Source organism: Halomonas sp. HP20-15, from assembly GCF_033446685.1.
Classification (GTDB): Bacteria; Pseudomonadota; Gammaproteobacteria; order Pseudomonadales; family Halomonadaceae; genus Modicisalibacter.
In genome coordinates this window covers 215559-233295 of sequence record NZ_JAWQLY010000005.1, presented here as the reverse complement: position 1 = coordinate 233295, position 17737 = coordinate 215559, and the positions used below count along the sequence as shown (strand labels likewise).

Genomic DNA, 17737 nt, shown 5'->3' with positions numbered 1-17737 from the left:
GCAGGAGTGTTCGATCATGTTGAAGAAGACTGCCATTGCCCTGGTCAGCGCCACCACGCTGTTGCCGTTGGCGGCGGCCCAGGCCGCGGACTATAAGATCGACAGCGAGAACCAGCACGCCTTCATTCAGTTCAAGATCAGCCACCTGGGCTATTCCTATATCCTGGGCACCTTCGATGACTTCACCGGTTCGTTCAGCTACGACCCGGAAAGTCCCGAGGATTCCAGCGCCAATGTCACGGTCGACGTGACCAGCCTGGACACGGCGCACGCCGAGCGTGACAAGCACATCCTCAGCGCCGATTTCCTCAACGCTTCCGAGTATCCGCAAGCGACCTTCAAGTCCACCGGCTTCGAAACCACCGGCGAAGGTGAGGGTGAGTTGAGCGGCGAACTGACCCTGCACGGCCAGACCCAGCCGATCACCGTCGATGTCGAGCATATCGGCGGCGGCGAGGATCCCTGGGGTGGCTATCGCCAGGGGTTCGAAGGTTCCACCACGCTGGAGCTGGCCGATTACGGGATCGACATGAGCAAATTCCCCGAGGCGATGCGCCAGCTCGAGCTGTACATGACCTTCGAGGGCGTTCGTCAATAGTGGTCGATCGCTGGCCAAAAACAAGGGCGCCTACGGGCGCCCTTGTCATTTCTGCAATCGCTACTAAAAACCATTTTCAACGCTTATTGTCCCCTGCCGGGGTTGTAGAAGTGGCGGTGTTGCCTCTACTGTCGAAGCCACAATAACAGTAACAAAATGATACCCGCCTCGGGCCGCACGCCAAGCGACAAAAACGACAACCAAAACAATGGCTACGCATAGGTAATGCTGCATGACCCAGACCCTCGAAGCTGCGCCGCAAACGCAAGCGGCGACCGACAATACGTGTTTTGCCCGCTTCCGCAATGTCCAGAAGAGCTATGACGGCGTCGAGTTGGTGGTCAAGGATTTCAACCTGGACGTTCGCCAGGGCGAGTTCGTCACCCTGCTGGGGCCGTCCGGCTCGGGTAAGACCACCTGCCTGATGATGATGGCGGGGTTCGAGACGCCGACCCATGGCGAGATCCTGCTCAAGGGCGAGCCGATCAACGGCCTGCCGCCACACAAGCGCGGCATCGGCATGGTCTTTCAGAACTATGCGCTGTTTCCGCACATGACGGTTGCCGAGAATCTCGCCTTTCCCCTCGAGGTGCGCCACCTGAGCAAGGCCGAAATCAGGCAGAAAGTCCAACGCGCCTTGGCGATGGTCCGGCTCGATGAGTTCGGCGACCGCCGCCCGGCGCAGCTGTCCGGTGGCCAGCAGCAGCGTGTCGCGCTGGCGCGCGCGCTGGTCTTCGAGCCCGAGCTGGTACTGATGGACGAGCCGCTAGGGGCGTTGGACAAGAACCTGCGCGAAGAGATGCAGTACGAGATCAAGCGCATCCATGCCGAACTGGGGGTGACCATGATCTACGTCACCCACGATCAGACCGAAGCGTTGACCATGTCGGACCGCATCGCCGTGTTCAACGACGGCGTGGTCCAGCAACTGGCCTCGCCAGATACCCTCTACGAGCAACCCGAAAACGCCTTCGTCGCCTATTTCATCGGCGAGAACAACCGCCTGCGCGGCGAGGTGACCGAGCTTGCCGGCGAACGCTGCAAGGTACGCCTGGACAGCGGCGAGACGGTGATCGCCAAGCCGGTCGCGGTCGCCGAGGCCGGCGTCCGGACCACGTTGTCGCTACGTCCCGAGCGGGTCAGCCTGGTGCGTGGGAGCAGTCACGATTTCGAGAACCGCTTCTCGGCGAAGGTCGAGGAAGTGATCTATCTCGGTGACCATCTGCGCACCCGGCTATCGGTCTGCGGCGACGACGAGTTCATCATCAAGACCCCCAACGCCGACGGTCACACCGTGCTGCGCCCCGGGGAAACGGTCGAGATCGGCTGGTCGAGCGCCGATTGCCGGGCTTTGGATGCCTGAGGCGAACCCTTCGTCGAGGCTGGGCACCCGAAAGCGATGTCGCAAGGCGCCGCGGCGGTACCGCTCGTCGGACATTGCAGGATCGCGTGATAACAACAACTGGAGAAACAAAAATGAACAACACGAGACTCTTCAAGGAAACGTTGATCAAGGGTGCCGTAACGGGCGCCTTGGGGCTATCCACGTTGGCGCTGGCGGTATCCGCGCAGGCCGAGACGCTGAACATCGTCTCCTGGGGCGGGGCCTACAGCATGAGCCAGCAGAAGGCCTATAACGAGCCGTGGATGAAAAAGTCCGGCGACGAGATCGTCAACATCGACCGTAGCGGCAACGCCCTGGCCGGGCTGCGCGCCCAGTCGCAGGCGGGCAACGTGACCTGGGATCTGGTCGACATGCTGCCGGCGGACGCCTTGATCGCCTGCGCAGAAGGGCTGATCGAACCGCTCGATCACGATGCGCTGCTGGCCGATGCTCCCGACGGCACGCCGCCCACCGAAGACTTCATCGAAGGCTCGCTGGACGAGTGTTTCGTGCCCTCGATCGTCTATTCCAACATCGTCGCCTTCAACACGGAGATGTTCCCCGAAGACAAGCAGCCGAGCACCATCGCCGACGTCTTCGATCTCGAGAACTACCCGGGCAAGCGTACGCTGATGCGCAAGCCGATCAACAACCTCGAGTGGGCACTGGTCGCCGACGGCGTGGCGCCGGAAGACGTCTACGACGTGCTTGAGACCGAAGAGGGCGTGGCGCGCGCATTCGCCAAGCTCGACACCATCAAGGACCAGGTGATCTGGTGGGAAGAGGGCGCCCAGCCGCCGCAACTGCTGGCCGACCAGGAAGTCGCCTTCGGCTCGGCGTACAACGGCCGGATCTTCAACGCCGCGGCCAACGAGGGCCAGCCGTTCGAGATCATCTGGGACGCCCAGGTCTTCGAACTCGATGGCTGGGTAGTGCCCACCGGCAAGCTCGACAAGGTCAAGGATTACCTGTACTTCGCCACCGATACCCAGCGGCTGGCCGATCAGGCCAAGTACATCTCCTATGGTCCGGCGCGCAAATCGTCGGCCAAGATGGTGACCACCCTGGCCGGCACCGATATCGAGATGAAGCCGCACATGCCCACCTACGGCCCCAACTTCGCGACGGCTATTCCTAAGGACAACGAGTTCTGGGCCGACAATAACGACGAACTGACCCAGCGCTTCAACGCCTGGCTGGCCCAGTAAGTCCCGCCACGCCACCCCGGCCGGGGTGGCGTGTTTTGTTGGTAGGCTCGAATTCTTTCCGGAGAGGCCCGCGTGTCCGAATCTCCCACCGCTCCCCTGAAGACCGCCGACGGCGTACCGCTGAAGACCAGCCTGCGGCGTGCCGTGCGGCGCTCGAAGCTCAAGGCGCTGCTGCTGGTGTCGCCATTGCTGGCGTTCTTGATAATCGCCTTCGTCATGCCGCTGTTCGACATGCTGTGGCGCAGCGTCGACAACCCCGAAGTCTCCACCGCCCTGCCGCGGACCAGCCAGGCACTGGCCGACTGGGATGGCGAATCGCTGCCCGACGAGCCGGTCTTCGCCGCGCTGGCCGCCGATCTCGAGGCGGGTGCCAAGGCGCGCAGCCTGGGGTTGGTGGCGAGCCGTCTCAACTATGAGAAATCCGGCATGCGTTCGGCGCTGATGGGCAGCGCGCGGCGTGTCGCCAAGCTCGAGGCGCCCTACAAGGCTGCCTTGATCGATATCAACGACGACTGGGGCGAGCTCGCGACCTGGCGGGTGATCAAGCGCGAGTCGTCACCCTACACGCTGTCCTACTACCTGGCGGCCGTCGACCGCCAGTATTCCCCCGACGGCGAGATCGTCGCGGTACCCGACTACATGCAGGTTTACGTGACGCTGTTCTGGCGAACCTTCTGGATGAGCGGCGTCATCATGCTGATGACCCTGGTGCTCGGTTACCCGGTCGCTTTTCTGCTCGCCAATCTGCCGCTGCGCCATTCCAACCTGCTGATGATCCTGGTGCTGCTGCCATTCTGGACCTCGCTGCTGGTGCGTACCACCACCTGGATTGCCATCCTGCAATCCCAGGGCGTGCTCAACGACATGATGGTGGCGCTGGGCATCATCGCCGACGAGGCGCGATGGCAGATGATCCACAACAAGATGGGCACGATCATCGCCATGACGCATATCCTGCTGCCGTTCATGATCCTGCCGCTGTACTCGGTGATGAAGACGATCCCGCCGAGTTACATGCACGCCGCGCGCTCGCTGGGCGGGAAACCCTTCCTGTGCTTCCGGCGGGTGTATTTTCCGCTGACGATCCCGGGGATTGCCGCCGGCGGGATTCTGGTGTTCATCCTGTCGATCGGCTACTACATCACACCGGCGCTGGTCGGTGGGCAATCGGGGCGCTTCATCACCAACTACATCGCCTACCATATGCAGACCTCGCTTAATTGGGGGCTGGCGGCGGCGATCGCCTCGATCCTGCTGTTCGTGGTGGTGGTCTGCTACCTGGTCTTCAACCGCCTGATCGGCGTCGACAAAGTCAAACTGGGGTAACGCTATGGCGCTTCCATCCTACGCCACGCGCGGCGAGCGTATCTGGCACTACGTCTTCCTGGGATTGTGCGGGCTGGTCTTCCTGTTCCTGATCGGCCCGTTGTTGCTGATCATTCCCTTGTCGTTCAATGTCGAGCCCTATTTCACCTTCACCAAGGCGATGCTGCAGCTGGATCCCGACGGTTATTCGCTGCGCTGGTATCAGGATTTCTTCACCTCCAGCGAGTGGCTCAACTCGATCAAGAACAGCTTCATCGTCGGCATCGCCGCGACGTTTCTGGCCACGGTGCTCGGCACGATCGCCGCGCTGGGGCTGTCGAGCCGGCACATGCCGGCTCGTGGCGCGGTGATGGCCTTGCTGATCTCGCCGATGATCGTGCCGTTGATCATCTCGGCGGCGGCGATGTTCTTCTTCTTCTCCAAGGTCCATCTGGCGCAGACCTACCTGGGGGTGATCCTCGCGCACACGGCATTGGGCATTCCCTTCGTGGTGATCACGGTCACCGCGACGCTGTCGAGCTTCGACACCACCCTGATCCGTGCCGCGCACAGCCTGGGCGCCAACCCCACCCGGACCTTCTTCAAGGTGGTCTTGCCGCTGGTCACCCCGGGCGTGGTATCGGGCGCGCTGTTCGCCTTCATCACCTCGTTCGACGAGGTGGTGGTGGTGCTGTTCATCGCCGGTCCCGAGCAGCGCACCATGCCGATCCAGATGTGGTCGGGGATCCGCGAGCAGATCAGCCCGACCATCCTCGCGGTGGCGACGATGCTGGTGCTGCTGTCGATGCTGCTGCTGACCACGCTGGAACTGCTGCGCCGGCGCAGCGAGCGGCTGCGCGGCATGACCCCGGGCTAGCCACGAACTGGCCGTTCACCCGAGCCCGGCCATGCCTGCATGCGCCGGGCTCGTTCTTCATACGCCGTATTGCGCCATGAAGCGCCGGTCCAGGCGCCGCTTGAGCTTTAGCGCCAGGCGGCCTTTCCACCACCAGCGGTCCCAGAGTGCCAGGCCGCGCCCGTCGCCGAGATTGAGCACCGACAGGTAGCGCCGCTGGGGCCGGTAGTCGCGCAGCGCCTCGCCCGCGAGCCAGGCGCAGAGATTGTCGAGCAGCACCGGGGCCTGACGGACCCCGAACACGCCGAGCTTGGGGTAGGGGGCCTGACGGAGCCAGGCGCAGTCGCCGACGGCGAAGATGCGCGAATCGTCGGGGCTGTGCAGCGCCGCGGTGATGGCCAGCCCTTGTCGTGAATCGCAGCAAAGGCCCAACTCGCCGGTCAACTCTGGGGCGATCAGGCCGTTGGCAAGCACGACGTGCTCGACGTTCAGGCGCATGCCGTCGTCGAGGCGCAGTTCGCCGGCCTGGTGGCCCACGGCCGAGGCGGCCAGTTCGAGACGCACCCCACATCGCTCCAGGCGCCGTTCGATCCAGGCGCCGGCAGCGCGCGGCGCATTCGGCAGCAGCCGCTCGCTGGCGCTGACCAGGGCGATGTTCGGTTCGCGCCCATAGCGGGCGTAGAGCGCCACCAGGTTGGCGGTCAGCTCGACCCCGGTGGGCCCGCCGCCGATGACCGCCAGACTCGGCGCCTCGGCGTCGCCGGCGAGTGCCGATTCCAGTTGCTGGCGCAGCCGCCACAGGCCCGAGAGCGGCTTCACCGGCCAGACGTTGTCAGCGCTCGACAGGCCGAAGATCGATGACGGGTCGACACGGCTGCCGAGGTTCAACGACAGCAGGTCATAGGCGAGCGGCGGCGAATCGGCAAGCCGCACCAGGCGCTGGTGACGGTCGATGCCAATCACCCGGTCGGCGACGAACTCGCCGCCGTGGGCCTCGATCAAGGAGGCCGGATCGAGCCGGTCCTGGCTGGCCTCGTAGTCGCCGCCCAGCATGCCGGTGGCCATGCCGGAGTACCAGAAGTCGCCGGGGGATATCAGCGTCACGTGCGCGCCGTGCTCGATCAAACGCTGGGCATGGGCAGCGACGTGCAGATGGGCATGCCCGGCACCCACCAACACGACATTCGTGGTCTCGGTCATCGTCACCCCCGCCAGACAAGAAAAACCAGTCTAATGCCCCCGGGCGCGAGTTGGCAGTGGGTTGCCGAGTCGGATTCTGTCCGTTAGAGGCCTAACGGCCTTGAAATGCCCGGCGGTCAGCCTCAGGTCCCTATTCAGGTAGGGATAGCACCGGCCTGGTGGCCGGCGAATGCTTCGGCGAACAAGGAGGGCGGCAAGCATGACAAGCATCATTCCGCGTATCGGTCTGGGTACCTATCGCCTCAAGGACCAACAGGTCATCGACTCGGTCAAATCGGCCCTCGAACTGGGCTATCGTCATATCGATACCGCTCAGATCTACGACAACGAGCAGCCGGTCGGCGAGGCCATCAAGCAAAGCGGCGTGCCGCGTGACGAGATTTTCCTGACCACCAAGGTATGGTGGGATCGTTTTCGCCATGACGACCTGATTGCCAGCCTCGAGGAGAGCTGCCGCAAGCTCGGTGTCGATCGGCTCGATCTGGCATTGATCCATTGGCCGTCGCCCAACGATGAAGTCCCCATGGCGGAATACATCGGCGCACTCAATGCGGCACGCGAGAAGGGGCTGACCCGGCACATCGGCGTCTCGAACTTCACCATGGCACATCTCGACGAGGCGCTGTCGGTGCCGGGTGGCGAGCACCTGATCACCAACCAGATCGAAGTGCATCCGTTCCTGGCCAATCGCCGACTGGTCGAGCATAGCCAGGCCCAGGGACTGCAGGTCACCGGCTACATGCCGCTCGCCGTCGGCAAGGTGATGAACGAACCGGTGCTTCGGCAGATCGCCGACGATCATGACGCAACGCCGGCCCAGGTCGCGCTGGCCTGGGTTGCGGCGCGCGATATAGCAGTGATTCCCTCATCCACCAAGCCCGAGCATCAGCGATCCAACCTGGCGGCGCTCGAGCTGATCCTGAGTGAGGACGAGATGACGCGCATCGAGCGCCTGGACGTAGGCGAGCGCATCGCCAATCCGGGTTTCGCCCCCAAGTGGGATGCCTGAGGCAGCAGCGGGCGAGCGTGGCCAAACGCATCGGCCCGTCGCCCGACTAGCGCCAGGAGCCGCCTGCAAGAGGCCGGTCGGCGAACGCCGGCTGGCTTTTTCGCGCCAGCCCGCCTGAAGGCGTGGTCATTGCAGCGAGATCGATAAGCCCTGGCTCCCGTGCCAGAATGCGCGTCCTTTCACTCGCAAGGAGCTTCAGTGGCCACGACTCTGCCCCGACAACTCTGGCAACAGACCTGGCCCATGGCGTTGGGCGTATTGTCGCTGCTCGGCTTCCAACTGGTCGACAGCGCCTTCATCGCCCGGCTGGGCACGGCACCGCTGGCCGCGCAGTCGTTCACCTTCCCCTTGTCGTTCTTGATCATCGGCGTGCAGGTGGGGCTAGGCATCGCCATCGCCGCACTGGTCTCGCGTGCCCTGGGGGCGCGGGAAAACGCGCGCGCACGACGTCTGGGCAGCCTGGTGCTGCTGGGCGGCGGGGCGCTCATCGCGCTCTTGGCGTTGCTGCTGCTCGCCATACAGGAGCCGCTGTTTCGCCAACTCGGCGCCGAGCCGGCGCTATTGCCGCTGATCCGCAGCTACTGGGCGCCGCAACTGCTGGCCGCCTGGCTGGGAGCGGCGCTGTACTTCGGCTACAGCCTGTTCCGCGCGCATGGCGACACCCGGTTGCCCGGCAAGCTGATGGTGATCACCAGCCTGATCAACCTGCTGCTCGATCCACTGCTGATCTTCGGTATCGGCGGCTGGCCGGGGCTGGGCTTGCCCGGTGCTGCCTGGGCCACGACGCTGGCATTCGGCGCCGGCCTGGTGATCCTGGGGCGCCGACTGGGCAAGACCGATTGGCTGGCGCGGAAGGGGTTGGCCGAGGAGGCCGGGCGTTCGCTGGGTCCTTTCGCGGCGATCGCCGGGCCGGCCATGGTCAGCCAACTGATGCCGCCGCTGGCGGCGATGCTGGCGACGGCGATCGTCGCCTCGCTGGGCGAGACCAGCGTGGCTGCCTGGGGCATGGCGAGTCGCCTGGAAACCGTCTCGCTGATGGTGGTATTGGCGCTGACCATGTCGCTGCCGCCCTGGCTGGGACGCTGTTATGGCGCCGGCGATTGGCAGCAGATTCGCCGCTTGACGACCCTGGCGTTCAAGGTGGCCGTGCTCTGGCAACTAGCACTGGGCTGTGCGCTGGCGCTGCTGGCACCGTGGGTGGCGATGGTACTTTCGGGCAATCTCGAGGTGCGGGGCGAGCTGAGCCTATTGATACGCGGTCTGTTGCCGAGCTATGCATTGCTGGGGCTGTGCATGCTGGTGGTCTCGGCCTCGAATGCGCTGGGCTGGCCGCTGCGAGCCATGCTGCTGTCCTGCGCGCGACTATTCGTCTGTTACCTGCCTTGCCTGTGGCTGGGCACGCAATGGGGCGGCATTGCCGGCACGGCACTGGGTGCGGCGATCGGCAATGGCCTGGCCGGTGGGCTGGCCTACCTGACGTTCAGACGCTCGATCGTCGAGCGTGGAAAGCATTCTAGTGGAATCGCCTGATATCCGCGTTTTTATATTTGATTGACACTATTTTTGGTCGTTTTTTCGTTGGTTTTGAAATCATAAGACAAACAATACGAGATAATCGTCTGGAAGGTATCCGTTAGACTCCCGTTTTCACGATCAGGCGCACAGGCGCGATTCGGGGGAGCTATGAAGGTACTGGTCTTGGGCAGTGGCGTGGTCGGGGTGACCAGCGCCTATTACCTGGCCCGGCAAGGGCATGAGGTTACGGTCGTCGATCGCCAGCCCTCGGCGGCGATGGAAACCAGCTACGCCAACGCCGGGCAGGTGTCGTTCGGTTTCTCGTCGCCCTGGGCGGCTCCGGGCATACCGCAGAAGGCGCTGAAGTGGATGTTCCAGGAACACGCCCCGCTGCGCATTCAGCCCAGAATGGACCCGACCATGGCGCGTTTCATGCTGCAGATGTTCAACAACTGCAGCGCCGAACGCTACGCCGTCAACAAGGAGCGCATGGTACGGGTGGCCGAGTACAGCCGCACCTGCATCAACGCATTGCGCGACGAGACCGGCATTCGCTACGAAGATCGTCAGCGCGGCCTGCTGCAACTGTTCCGTAACGACAGTCAGGTCGCGGCGGTGGCCAAGGACATGCAGGTGCTCGAGCAGTGCGGCGTGCGCCACCGGTTGCTCGAGGCCCGCGAGATCGCCGCCGTGGAGCCGGCCCTGGCGCGGGTGCCGGGCAAGTTCGTGGGTGGCCTGCATCTGCCCGACGACCAGACCGGCGATTGTCACCTGTTCACCAAGCGCTTGGCCGAGTATTGCCGCGAACGGCTGGGCGTCGAGTTTCGTTTCAATACCACCATCGAGCGCATCAGGCGCCGGGCCGGGCAGGTCGAGGGCGTCGTGACCTCGGCCGGCGAGCTGAGCGCGGATGGTTACGTCGTGTGCCTGGGCAGTTACTCGCCGTTTCTGGTCAGGGATCTCGACCTGCGCCTGCCGATCTACCCGGTCAAGGGTTACAGCCTCACCGTGCCGGTCATCGATGACGGCGGGGCGCCGCAGTCGACGGTGATGGACGAAACCTTCAAGGTGGCGATCTCGCGCTTCGACGATCGGATCCGCGTGGGCGGTACCGCCGAGCTCGCCTCCTACGACCTGAGCCTGCTGGAAAAGCGTCGCGCCACCATCAGCATGGTGGTGCGCGATGTGTTCCCCGAGGGCGGCGATGTCGAGAAGGCCGAATTCTGGACCGGGCTGCGCCCGATGACCCCCGACTCGACGCCGATCATCGGCGCCACCCAATACGCCAACCTGTGGCTCAACACCGGCCACGGCACGCTGGGCTGGACGATGAGTTGCGGTAGCGCTCAGCTGCTCGCCGACCTGATGAGCGGTCGCTCACCGGCGATCGACCCCCAGGGGCTGGACATTCGCCGCTATGCGGCGGCCTAGCAGCCCTTGAAGCCGACGAGGCGCCTCTGGGGGCGCCTCGTCGGTTCGGCATGGGGCATTCGGCTATGGCGTCTTGGGCAACTGACGCTTGTGTTCGGTACGCCGGTAGGTGTCGGTAATGATCGTGCGCGCCTGCTTGTCGATCGACTCTCCGCTGAGGAAGGCATCGATCTGCAGGTAAGTCACACCCAGCGCATCCTCGTCGGTAAGCTGCGGCTTGAGGGATTCCAGGTCCGCCGTGGGCGCCTTCTCGATGAGATGGCTCGGGGCATCCAGGGCGCGCCCGAGTTCGCGCACCTGGCCCTTGGTCAGCCCGGTCAGCGGAGCGAGATCGCAGGCACCGTCGCCATACTTGGTGAAGAAGCCCATCAGCGCCTCCGCTGCCTGATCGGTGCCCACGACCAGGCCACGCTTGGCGCCGGCGACGGCATACTGGGCGATCATGCGCTGGCGCGCCTTGATGTTGCCGAGCACGAAGTCGCGATGACCGGCATCGTCGAAGACCAGTCCGCCCTGTTCCAGGGCGTCGAGCATGGCATCGCTGGCCGGCTTGACGTTGGTCGTCAGGGATTCGTCGGGGGCGATGAAGCGAAGGGCGCTCTGCGCTTCGTCTTCGTCCTTCTGCTCGCCATACGGCAGTCGCATGGCGTAAAAACGCGCCTCGAGGCCCTGATCGCGGGCCTTCTCGACGGCCAGCTGCGCCAGTCGACCGCCTACGGTGGAGTCGACACCGCCGCTGATGCCCAGCACCAGCGCCTGCTGACCGGTCTCGCGCAGTTGATCGCAGAGGAAATCGACACGCCGTTCGATTTCCCGCTGGGGATCGATCGTCGCTTGCACTTCAAGCGCTTCGGCGATGCGTTGCTGGCTATCGGTGTGATTCGGTGTGGCCATAGCTGCCTCCTTGCTTAAGCGTGGTGCTTGCACTGCCCGTCGGGACGAGCCTCATAGCGGCGGTGCCTTGCCTTCGAGCACCGCGCGGTGGTGTGTGGGGATGCGCTCGAGCGCATGATGCGCAGCGGCCAGGCGAACCTGCTCGCGGTCTCCCGAGAAACGCCGGGTCGCGGTATAGAGATAAACCTTGCCTTCATGGCGAAAGGCCCAGGCGAAGCAGACCGTGCCCACGGGGATGCCGTCATGCGGCTCGGGCCCGGCGATGCCGGTATTGGCCACGGCGACATTGGCATCGTTGTTGTCGAGCGCGCCCAGCGCCATGGCGCGTGAGGTCTCTTCGCTGGTCAGGCCGTGCTGCTCGATCAATTCGAAGCTGACTCCCAGATAGCGATTCTTGGCCTCGGGCGAGTACACCGCCAGGCCGCAATCGACCGACTGGCCGCTGCCCGGGACGCGGGTAAGTTCGGAGATGATCAGCCCGGCCGTGCAGGATTCCGCCGTGGCTATCTTGAGTTCATGGTCGATCAGGTACTGACTGACGCTTTCGAGCAATTCCATTGCCGTTTCTCCTGTGTCTTTCCTTGTCAGCGCCTTCGTTTCCGGAGCCGTCAGAATTCCCGGTCGCCTATGTCCAGCCTAGGCCGCGGATGGTCTGTGCGTATCTAACCTGTGCTAAGAGAGCGCCTAAAGCGCTGAGTATAGTCAGATTCGCTGCGCTGACGGCGCGGCTCGGCCGAACCGGTCTGGCCGAACCGATCAGCGCCTGGGCTTGCCGCGAAAGGGGGCGATGGCGGTGTCGTCTCCGTCGAGTGCCGCGCGCAAGGCCAGCGCCGAGCCCGGGGCGAGGGTCCAGCCGAGCGCACCCTGGCCGGCGTTGACCCACAAGCCGTCGATGACGGTGGGGCCGAGCCGTGGGCGTCCGTCGGGTGTCGCCGGGCGCAGGCCGGTCCAGGCCTCGGCGGCGGCAATGCGTCCGGTCAGCGCCGGCAGGAACTCGCGTGCCCGACGTCTGAGCAGGTCGACTCGCGAGGCATGGGGGCTGGTCTGCCAGCCGTCGAGATCGGCGATCCCGGCGATGCGCAGTCGACGTGATTCGTCCTGGCCGAGGCGGGCATAGACCATCTTGTGGGCGGTGTCGGTGATGCTGGCGTCGAACGCCGGGTCGTCGGTACCGAGCGGCAGGGTCAGGCTGTAGCCCTTGAGCGGGTAGAGCGGTAGCCGGATCCCCGTCGGTGCCAGCAAGCGGCGGCTGGCAAGCCCGGCGGCCACGATCAGCGTCTCGCCCGGGGCCTGGCCATGGCGCTCGCCCCGGTCGTCGTGCCAGGCGACGAGCCGGCCATGGCGGGTTTCCAGGCGCTCGACGCGACGCCTTGAGAAGGCGACGCCCTGGTCGTCGAGATGCGCGGCGACGGCCTCGCAGAAGCGTCGGCAGTCGCCGACCGCTTCGCTGGGCGTCCACAGCGCGCCGGCGAGTCGATCGCGCAGATGGCTCAGCGCCGGCTCGCGTTCGAGCAGGGCGTCACGGTCGATGAGCCGCTGCTCGACGCCCAGTCGGCGCTGGAAGTCGACCTGGCGGCGGGCCCCGGTCAGTGCCTCGTCGTCGCGATAGACCAGCAGCTTGCCGTTGGCGCGCCAGTCGAAATCGAGCGCGTGTCGCCTGCGCCAGTCGTCGAGCTGGGGGCGGCCCAAGGCGGCCAGCTCGAGCAGCGCCGTGGTGGTGGCTCGGACGCGCCGACGTGTGCAGGCCCGCAGGAACGCCAGTCCCCAGCCGGGCAGGGCGGGATCGGGGCGCGGCATCCAGCGGATCGGACTGTCGGTCCTGAGCAGCCAGCCGGGCAGCTTGGGCAACACCGCGGGCTCGGCGAGTGGGGCGACGAACGCCCACGAGAGTTGCGCGCCGTTGGCGGCGCTGGTGCCGCTGCCGGGCTCGGCCGGGTCGACCACGCGAACCGGGTAGCCGGCTTCATGCAGCGCCAGTGCGGTAGTCAGCCCGGTGACGCCGGCGCCGACGACGGTGACGGGCGCTCGGTTCATGATGGCCATCCTTCAACTGAAAACGCCCGGGGCGGGCCCGGGCGTCGATCGAACGTGCTTAACGAGTGCGTTATTACTTGACGACGGCGGCGATCGCCTTGGCGACGTAGGGAAGGTTCTCGCTGGCCAGCCCGGCGACGTTGGCGCGTCCGGAACGGACCATGTAGATGCCGTAGTCGTCGCGCAACTGGTCGACATGCTCGGGCTTGAGGCCGGTATACGAGAACATGCCGCGCTGCTCGGCGACGTGGGCGAACTGTCCGTCGAGGCCATAGGGCTTGAGCGAATCGACGAATTCGCGGCGCAGACCGTTGATGCGGTTGCGCATCTCGGTGAGCTCCTCGCGCCACACGGCGGCCAGTTCGGCGGATTCGAGGATCTCGTAGACGATCGATCCACCATGCGCCGGCGGGTTGGAATAGTTCTCGCGGGCGACGATGGCCAGCTGCGAGCGCACGTTCTGCATCTGCTCGTGATTCTTGGCGATGGCGATCAGGCAGCCGGTGCGCTCGCGGTAGATGCCGAAGTTCTTCGAGCAGGAACTGGTGATCAACACTTCGTCGAGGTTCTCGGCCATCAACCGGGCGCCGTAGGCATCTTCGTCGAGGCCGTCGCCGAAGCCCTGGTAGGCGAAGTCGACCAGCGGCAGCAGGTCGCGTTCGCGCACCGTCTCGAGCACCTGCAGCCACTGCTCGCGGCTCAGGTCGAAGCCCGACGGGTTGTGACAGCAGGCATGCAGCACGACCACGTCGCCGTGGGGGATCTGCTTGAGGGCTGCCAGCATGCCGTCGAAGTCGAGACGGTTGTCGGCGTCGACGTAGGGGTACTTGTGCAGCTCGATGCCGGCGGCATGGAAGATCCCCAGATGGTTGGGCCAGGTCGGATCCGACACCCAGATGCCCTTGCCGGGCAGGTTGGTCTTGATGAAGTCGGCGGCCAGGCGCAGCGCCCCGGTGCCGCCCGGCGACTGAGTGGCGCTGGCACGGTCGGCGGCGAGCACCGGCGATTCGGCGCCGAGTACCAGCGGCAGCACGACCTTGGCGTAGCGCGGATCGCCGTGCGAGCCGATGTAGCTCTTGGTGGTCTCGTTCTTCAGCAGCAGCGCTTCGGCCTCCTTGACCGCGCGCATGATCGGGGTCACGCCCTGGGCGTCACGATAGACGCCGACACCCAGGTCGACCTTCTGCGGATTGGGGTCCTTGTTGAAGGCCTCGATCAGCCCGAGGATGGCGTCCCCGGGTACCCGCTCAATCTGCTCGAACATTGGACTCTGCTACCTCGTCGGTTCTGGCGGCCAGAATGAAGTCGTTCTTGTGCAGACCCTTGATCGCATGGGACCACCAGGTCACGGTGACCTTGCCCCACTCGGTGAGCAGCGCCGGGTGATGGCCGGCTTCCTCGGCCAGCTCACCGATGCGGTTGGTGAACGCCAGGGCCTGCTTGAAGTTGCGGAACTTGAAAAGGCGTTCCAACTGCATGATGCCATCGCGCTCGACGATCTGCCAGTCGGGGATTGCGGCCTTGAAGCGATCGATCTCGCTGTCGGTGACGCGTGGAGCGTCGAAACTGCAGGCTTCGCATTGCTGCTGGGACAGTTCTTGGGATGACTCGCTCATGGAGGCTCCTTGGGGTTGTTAAGGGGCGTGTCGGTCTGTCGGGGAGCGCCACTCAGGCCTCGGCGGCCTTGGGCTTGGGCTCGAAGGTCGGCGCGTAGAGACCCAGCCGCATGGCTTCGCGGACCAGCGCCATGATGTCCTGTCCCGCAAGGTCGTGCAGCGTGGCGAGATCGTCAATCACGTAGTAAAGCGGTTGCAGGATATCGATGCGATAAGGCGTGCGCAGGGCATCGACCGGGTCGAAGGGGTGATGGGCCGGGACGTCCGAGAGCGCATGGAAGGTTTCCTTGGGCGAGGAGATGATTCCACCGCCATAGATGCGCCGGCCTTCGGGCGTGTCGACCAGGCCGAACTCGACGGTCATCCAGTACAGCCGGGCAAGATAGACGCGCTCCTGCTTGCTGGCGGCCAGGCCGAGCTTGCCGTAGGTCTCGGTGAACTCGGCGAAATCCGGGTTGGTGAGCATCGGGCAATGGCCGAAGATCTCGTGGAAGATGTCCGGCTCCTGCAGATAGTCCATCTCCTCGGGGGTGCGAATGAAGGTGGCGACCGGGAAACGACGATTGGCGAGCAGCTCGAAGAAGGTATCGAACGGGATCAGCGCGGGCACCGCGGCGGTCTGCCAGCCGGTCGTCGCCTGTAGTACCCGATCGACGTCGCCGAGTTGGGGGATTCGGTCGCTGGGCAATGCCAGGCGCTCGAGGCCATCGAGATACTCCCGGCAGACGCGGCCCTCGATGATTGCCAGTTGGCGCTCCATCAGCGCCTGCCAGGTGCGGTGCTCGGTTGCACTGTAGTCGATGAAGCCGTCGGCATTCGGCTGATGGGCCTGATACTGGGTTTGCTTGGCCATGGCGGGCTCCCGTCGGGCTTGTCGTTGTCATGGTTGTGCTTCCAGCATAGGGCGCGCGGCATTGGTGGCGAGTGCTTTTGGGGCGTGGCCGGCGAGGTATGGAGCGATGCGGTGTAAGATTTTATTTACAGATACCCATCGAACGCGCCCGTTCTCGACCAATGGACCCTATCGGACGCATTGAGCGCGCTCCGGCTGTCAGGCTAGCGTTACAGCCGAGTCACGTCGCCGTGACGAGAATCGCTCATCGCCCGTTCAGGATTCGTCTCATGCGCCTCAAGCTCCACTGCCAGAACCGCATCGGCATACTGCGCGACATCGTCTCGCCGTTCGCCGACTACGGCCTCAACGTCGCCCGCGGCGAGGTGGGCGGCGACCAGGGCAACGCCATCTATCTGCACGTACCCAATCTGCTGTATGCCCAACTCGCCACGCTGCGCCCGGTGCTCGAGGCGGTACCCGGGGTATTCAGCGTCAAGCGGGTCAGCCTGATGCCCAGCGAGCGCCGGCACCTGGAACTCGACGCGTTGCTGTCGTCGCTGTCCGACCCGGTGATGTCGATCGACATGGAGGGGCGCATCGTCGCCGCCAACCGTGCCGCCGGGCAGATGCTCGGGGTGCGCGTCGACGAGGTGCCGGGGCTGTCGCTGGATCGTTACATCCACGATCTCGACCTGCCCGAGCTGGTGCGTCGCAACAATGCGCGGGTCAACGGCTTGCGGCTCAAGCTCAACGAGGCGATCTACCTGGCCGACATCGCGCCGCTGCACGGCGAGAAGGACGACGTCGCCTCGCTGGCCGGCGCGGTGGTGACGCTGCACCGCGCCGATCGCGTCGGCGAGCGCATCTATCACGTCCAGCGCCAGGAGCTGCGCGGTTTCGAGGCGATCTTCCAGGCCAGCCCGCGGCTGGCCGGCGTGGTGCGCGAAGCGCGGCGCATGGCACCGCTCGACGCGCCGCTGCTGATCGAGGGCGAGACCGGTACCGGCAAGGAGTTGCTGGCGCGCGCCTGCCACCTGGCCAGTCCGCGTGGCCAGGCGCCGTTCATGGCGTTGAGCTGCGCCGGGCTGCCCGAGTCGATGGCCGAGACCGAGCTGTTCGGTTATGCGCCGGGCGCCTTCGAAGGCGCCCGCCCCGAGGGCAAGCTGGGGCTGCTCGAACTGACCGCCGGCGGCACCATCTTCCTCGACGAGGTCGGCGAGATGAGCCCGCGGCTGCAGGTCAAGTTGCTGCGCTTTTTGCAGGACGGCGGGTTTCGCCGCGTGGGCAGCGACGAGGAGACCTATCTCGACGTGCGAGTGATCTGTGCCACCCAGCAGGACCTGCCGCGGCTATGCGCCGATGGGCTGTTTCGTCAGGATCTCTATCATCGCCTCAACGTGCTGGCGGTGCATATTCCGCCGCTGCGCGAATGCCTGGATGGTATCGGCGAACTCGCCGAACATTTCATCGACCGCGCCGCGCGCCAGATCGGCTGTCCGCTGCCGGCGCTCTCCGAAGCCGCGCGGGCGCGGTTGGTCAATTACCACTGGCCGGGCAACGTGCGCCAGCTCGAGAACGTGCTGTTCCAGGCGGTCTCGCTGTGCGAGGGCGGCGCGCTTCAGGCCAGCCATCTGCGCATGCCCGATGTCGGCGCGGCGCCGGGGCTCGCCGGGGTCGATCTCAAGGGCTCGCTGGGCGACATTCTCGGCGAGGTCGAAAAGCGCGTACTGGCCACGCTCTATGCCGAGTACCCCTCCAGCCGGCTGCTGGGGCGCCGGCTCGGCGTTTCGCACACCACCATCGCCAACAAGCTCAAGCGTCACGGCATCGGCGCGGAGTGAGCGGCAGGCCG

At 65.1% G+C, this 17737-nt stretch carries 15 protein-coding genes and 1 pseudogene; 9 read left to right on the top strand and 7 right to left on the bottom strand.

Going from position 1 to position 17737, the window contains the following annotated elements:
• Positions 1 to 16: 16 nt before the first annotated feature.
• The 5 genes from R6258_RS09160 to R6258_RS09140 all read left to right on the top strand — a co-directional run bounded on the left by R6258_RS09160 (position 17) and on the right by R6258_RS09140 (position 5372).
• Complete coding sequence (locus R6258_RS09160; RefSeq protein WP_318449392.1) at positions 17 to 598, top strand: YceI family protein; 582 nt, start codon at positions 17 to 19, stop codon at positions 596 to 598.
• Positions 599 to 830: 232 nt separating this feature from the next.
• Complete coding sequence (locus tag R6258_RS09155; RefSeq protein ID WP_318449390.1) at positions 831 to 1961, top strand: ABC transporter ATP-binding protein; 1131 nt, start codon at positions 831 to 833, stop codon at positions 1959 to 1961.
• A 113-nt stretch (positions 1962 to 2074) separates the two neighbouring features.
• Positions 2075 to 3190 (top strand): extracellular solute-binding protein, encoded by a 1116-nt coding sequence (locus R6258_RS09150; protein ID WP_318449388.1) that lies wholly within the window; start codon positions 2075 to 2077, stop codon positions 3188 to 3190.
• Positions 3191 to 3262: 72 nt separating this feature from the next.
• On the top strand, positions 3263 to 4516 hold the full coding sequence (locus tag R6258_RS09145; protein WP_318449386.1) for an ABC transporter permease: 1254 nt from the start codon (positions 3263 to 3265) through the stop codon (positions 4514 to 4516).
• Between the two features lie 4 nt (positions 4517 to 4520).
• The gene (locus R6258_RS09140; RefSeq protein WP_318449384.1) at positions 4521 to 5372 is read left to right on the top strand and encodes an ABC transporter permease; all 852 of its coding nucleotides are present in this window, start codon (positions 4521 to 4523) and stop codon (positions 5370 to 5372) included.
• Between the two features lie 57 nt (positions 5373 to 5429).
• Here R6258_RS09140 and R6258_RS09135 read toward each other — a convergent pair whose 3' ends face one another.
• Positions 5430 to 6551 carry an FAD-dependent oxidoreductase gene (locus R6258_RS09135; RefSeq protein ID WP_318449383.1) on the bottom strand — a complete coding sequence of 374 codons (1122 nt, stop codon included), beginning with the start codon at positions 6549 to 6551 and terminating at the stop codon, positions 5430 to 5432.
• Positions 6552 to 6750: 199 nt separating this feature from the next.
• Here R6258_RS09135 and dkgB point away from each other — a divergent pair, with 199 nt between their 5' ends.
• From dkgB to R6258_RS09120, 3 genes are all read left to right on the top strand, one after another.
• Positions 6751 to 7560 carry a 2,5-didehydrogluconate reductase DkgB gene (gene dkgB / locus R6258_RS09130; protein WP_318449381.1) on the top strand — a complete coding sequence of 270 codons (810 nt, stop codon included), beginning with the start codon at positions 6751 to 6753 and terminating at the stop codon, positions 7558 to 7560.
• Positions 7561 to 7803: 243 nt separating this feature from the next.
• Entirely contained in the window at positions 7804 to 9090 is a 1287-nt protein-coding gene (locus R6258_RS09125; protein WP_318449465.1) for an MATE family efflux transporter, read from the top strand.
• Positions 9091 to 9243: 153 nt separating this feature from the next.
• On the top strand, positions 9244 to 10506 hold the full coding sequence (locus R6258_RS09120; protein ID WP_318449380.1) for a D-amino acid dehydrogenase: 1263 nt from the start codon (positions 9244 to 9246) through the stop codon (positions 10504 to 10506).
• 63 nt (positions 10507 to 10569) lie between these two features.
• Here the strand turns inward: R6258_RS09120 and nadE are convergent, their stop codons facing one another.
• From nadE to phhA, 6 genes and pseudogenes are all read right to left on the bottom strand, one after another.
• On the bottom strand, positions 10570 to 11400 hold the full coding sequence (nadE, locus tag R6258_RS09115) for an ammonia-dependent NAD(+) synthetase (RefSeq protein WP_318449378.1): 831 nt from the start codon (positions 11398 to 11400) through the stop codon (positions 10570 to 10572).
• Between the two features lie 51 nt (positions 11401 to 11451).
• Entirely contained in the window at positions 11452 to 11958 is a 507-nt protein-coding gene (locus R6258_RS09110; RefSeq protein ID WP_318449377.1) for a CinA family protein, read from the bottom strand.
• Positions 11959 to 12156: 198 nt separating this feature from the next.
• On the bottom strand, positions 12157 to 13434 hold the full coding sequence (locus tag R6258_RS09105; protein WP_318449375.1) for an FAD-dependent oxidoreductase: 1278 nt from the start codon (positions 13432 to 13434) through the stop codon (positions 12157 to 12159).
• A 73-nt stretch (positions 13435 to 13507) separates the two neighbouring features.
• Positions 13508 to 14698 (bottom strand): amino acid aminotransferase, encoded by a 1191-nt coding sequence (locus R6258_RS09100; RefSeq protein WP_318449373.1) that lies wholly within the window; start codon positions 14696 to 14698, stop codon positions 13508 to 13510.
• On the bottom strand, positions 14682 to 15050 hold the full coding sequence (locus tag R6258_RS09095; RefSeq protein ID WP_318449371.1) for a 4a-hydroxytetrahydrobiopterin dehydratase: 369 nt from the start codon (positions 15048 to 15050) through the stop codon (positions 14682 to 14684). Before R6258_RS09095 ends, R6258_RS09100 begins: the two co-directional genes overlap by 17 nt.
• 52 nt (positions 15051 to 15102) lie before the next feature.
• Positions 15103 to 15909, bottom strand: a pseudogene (gene phhA / locus R6258_RS09090) (phenylalanine 4-monooxygenase); the annotation flags it as partial.
• Positions 15910 to 16172: 263 nt separating this feature from the next.
• Between phhA and R6258_RS09085 the strand changes: the two are divergent.
• Positions 16173 to 17726, top strand: coding sequence for a sigma-54-dependent transcriptional regulator (locus R6258_RS09085; RefSeq protein ID WP_318449369.1), 1554 nt, complete (start codon positions 16173 to 16175; stop codon positions 17724 to 17726).
• Positions 17727 to 17737: the final 11 nt, after the last annotated feature.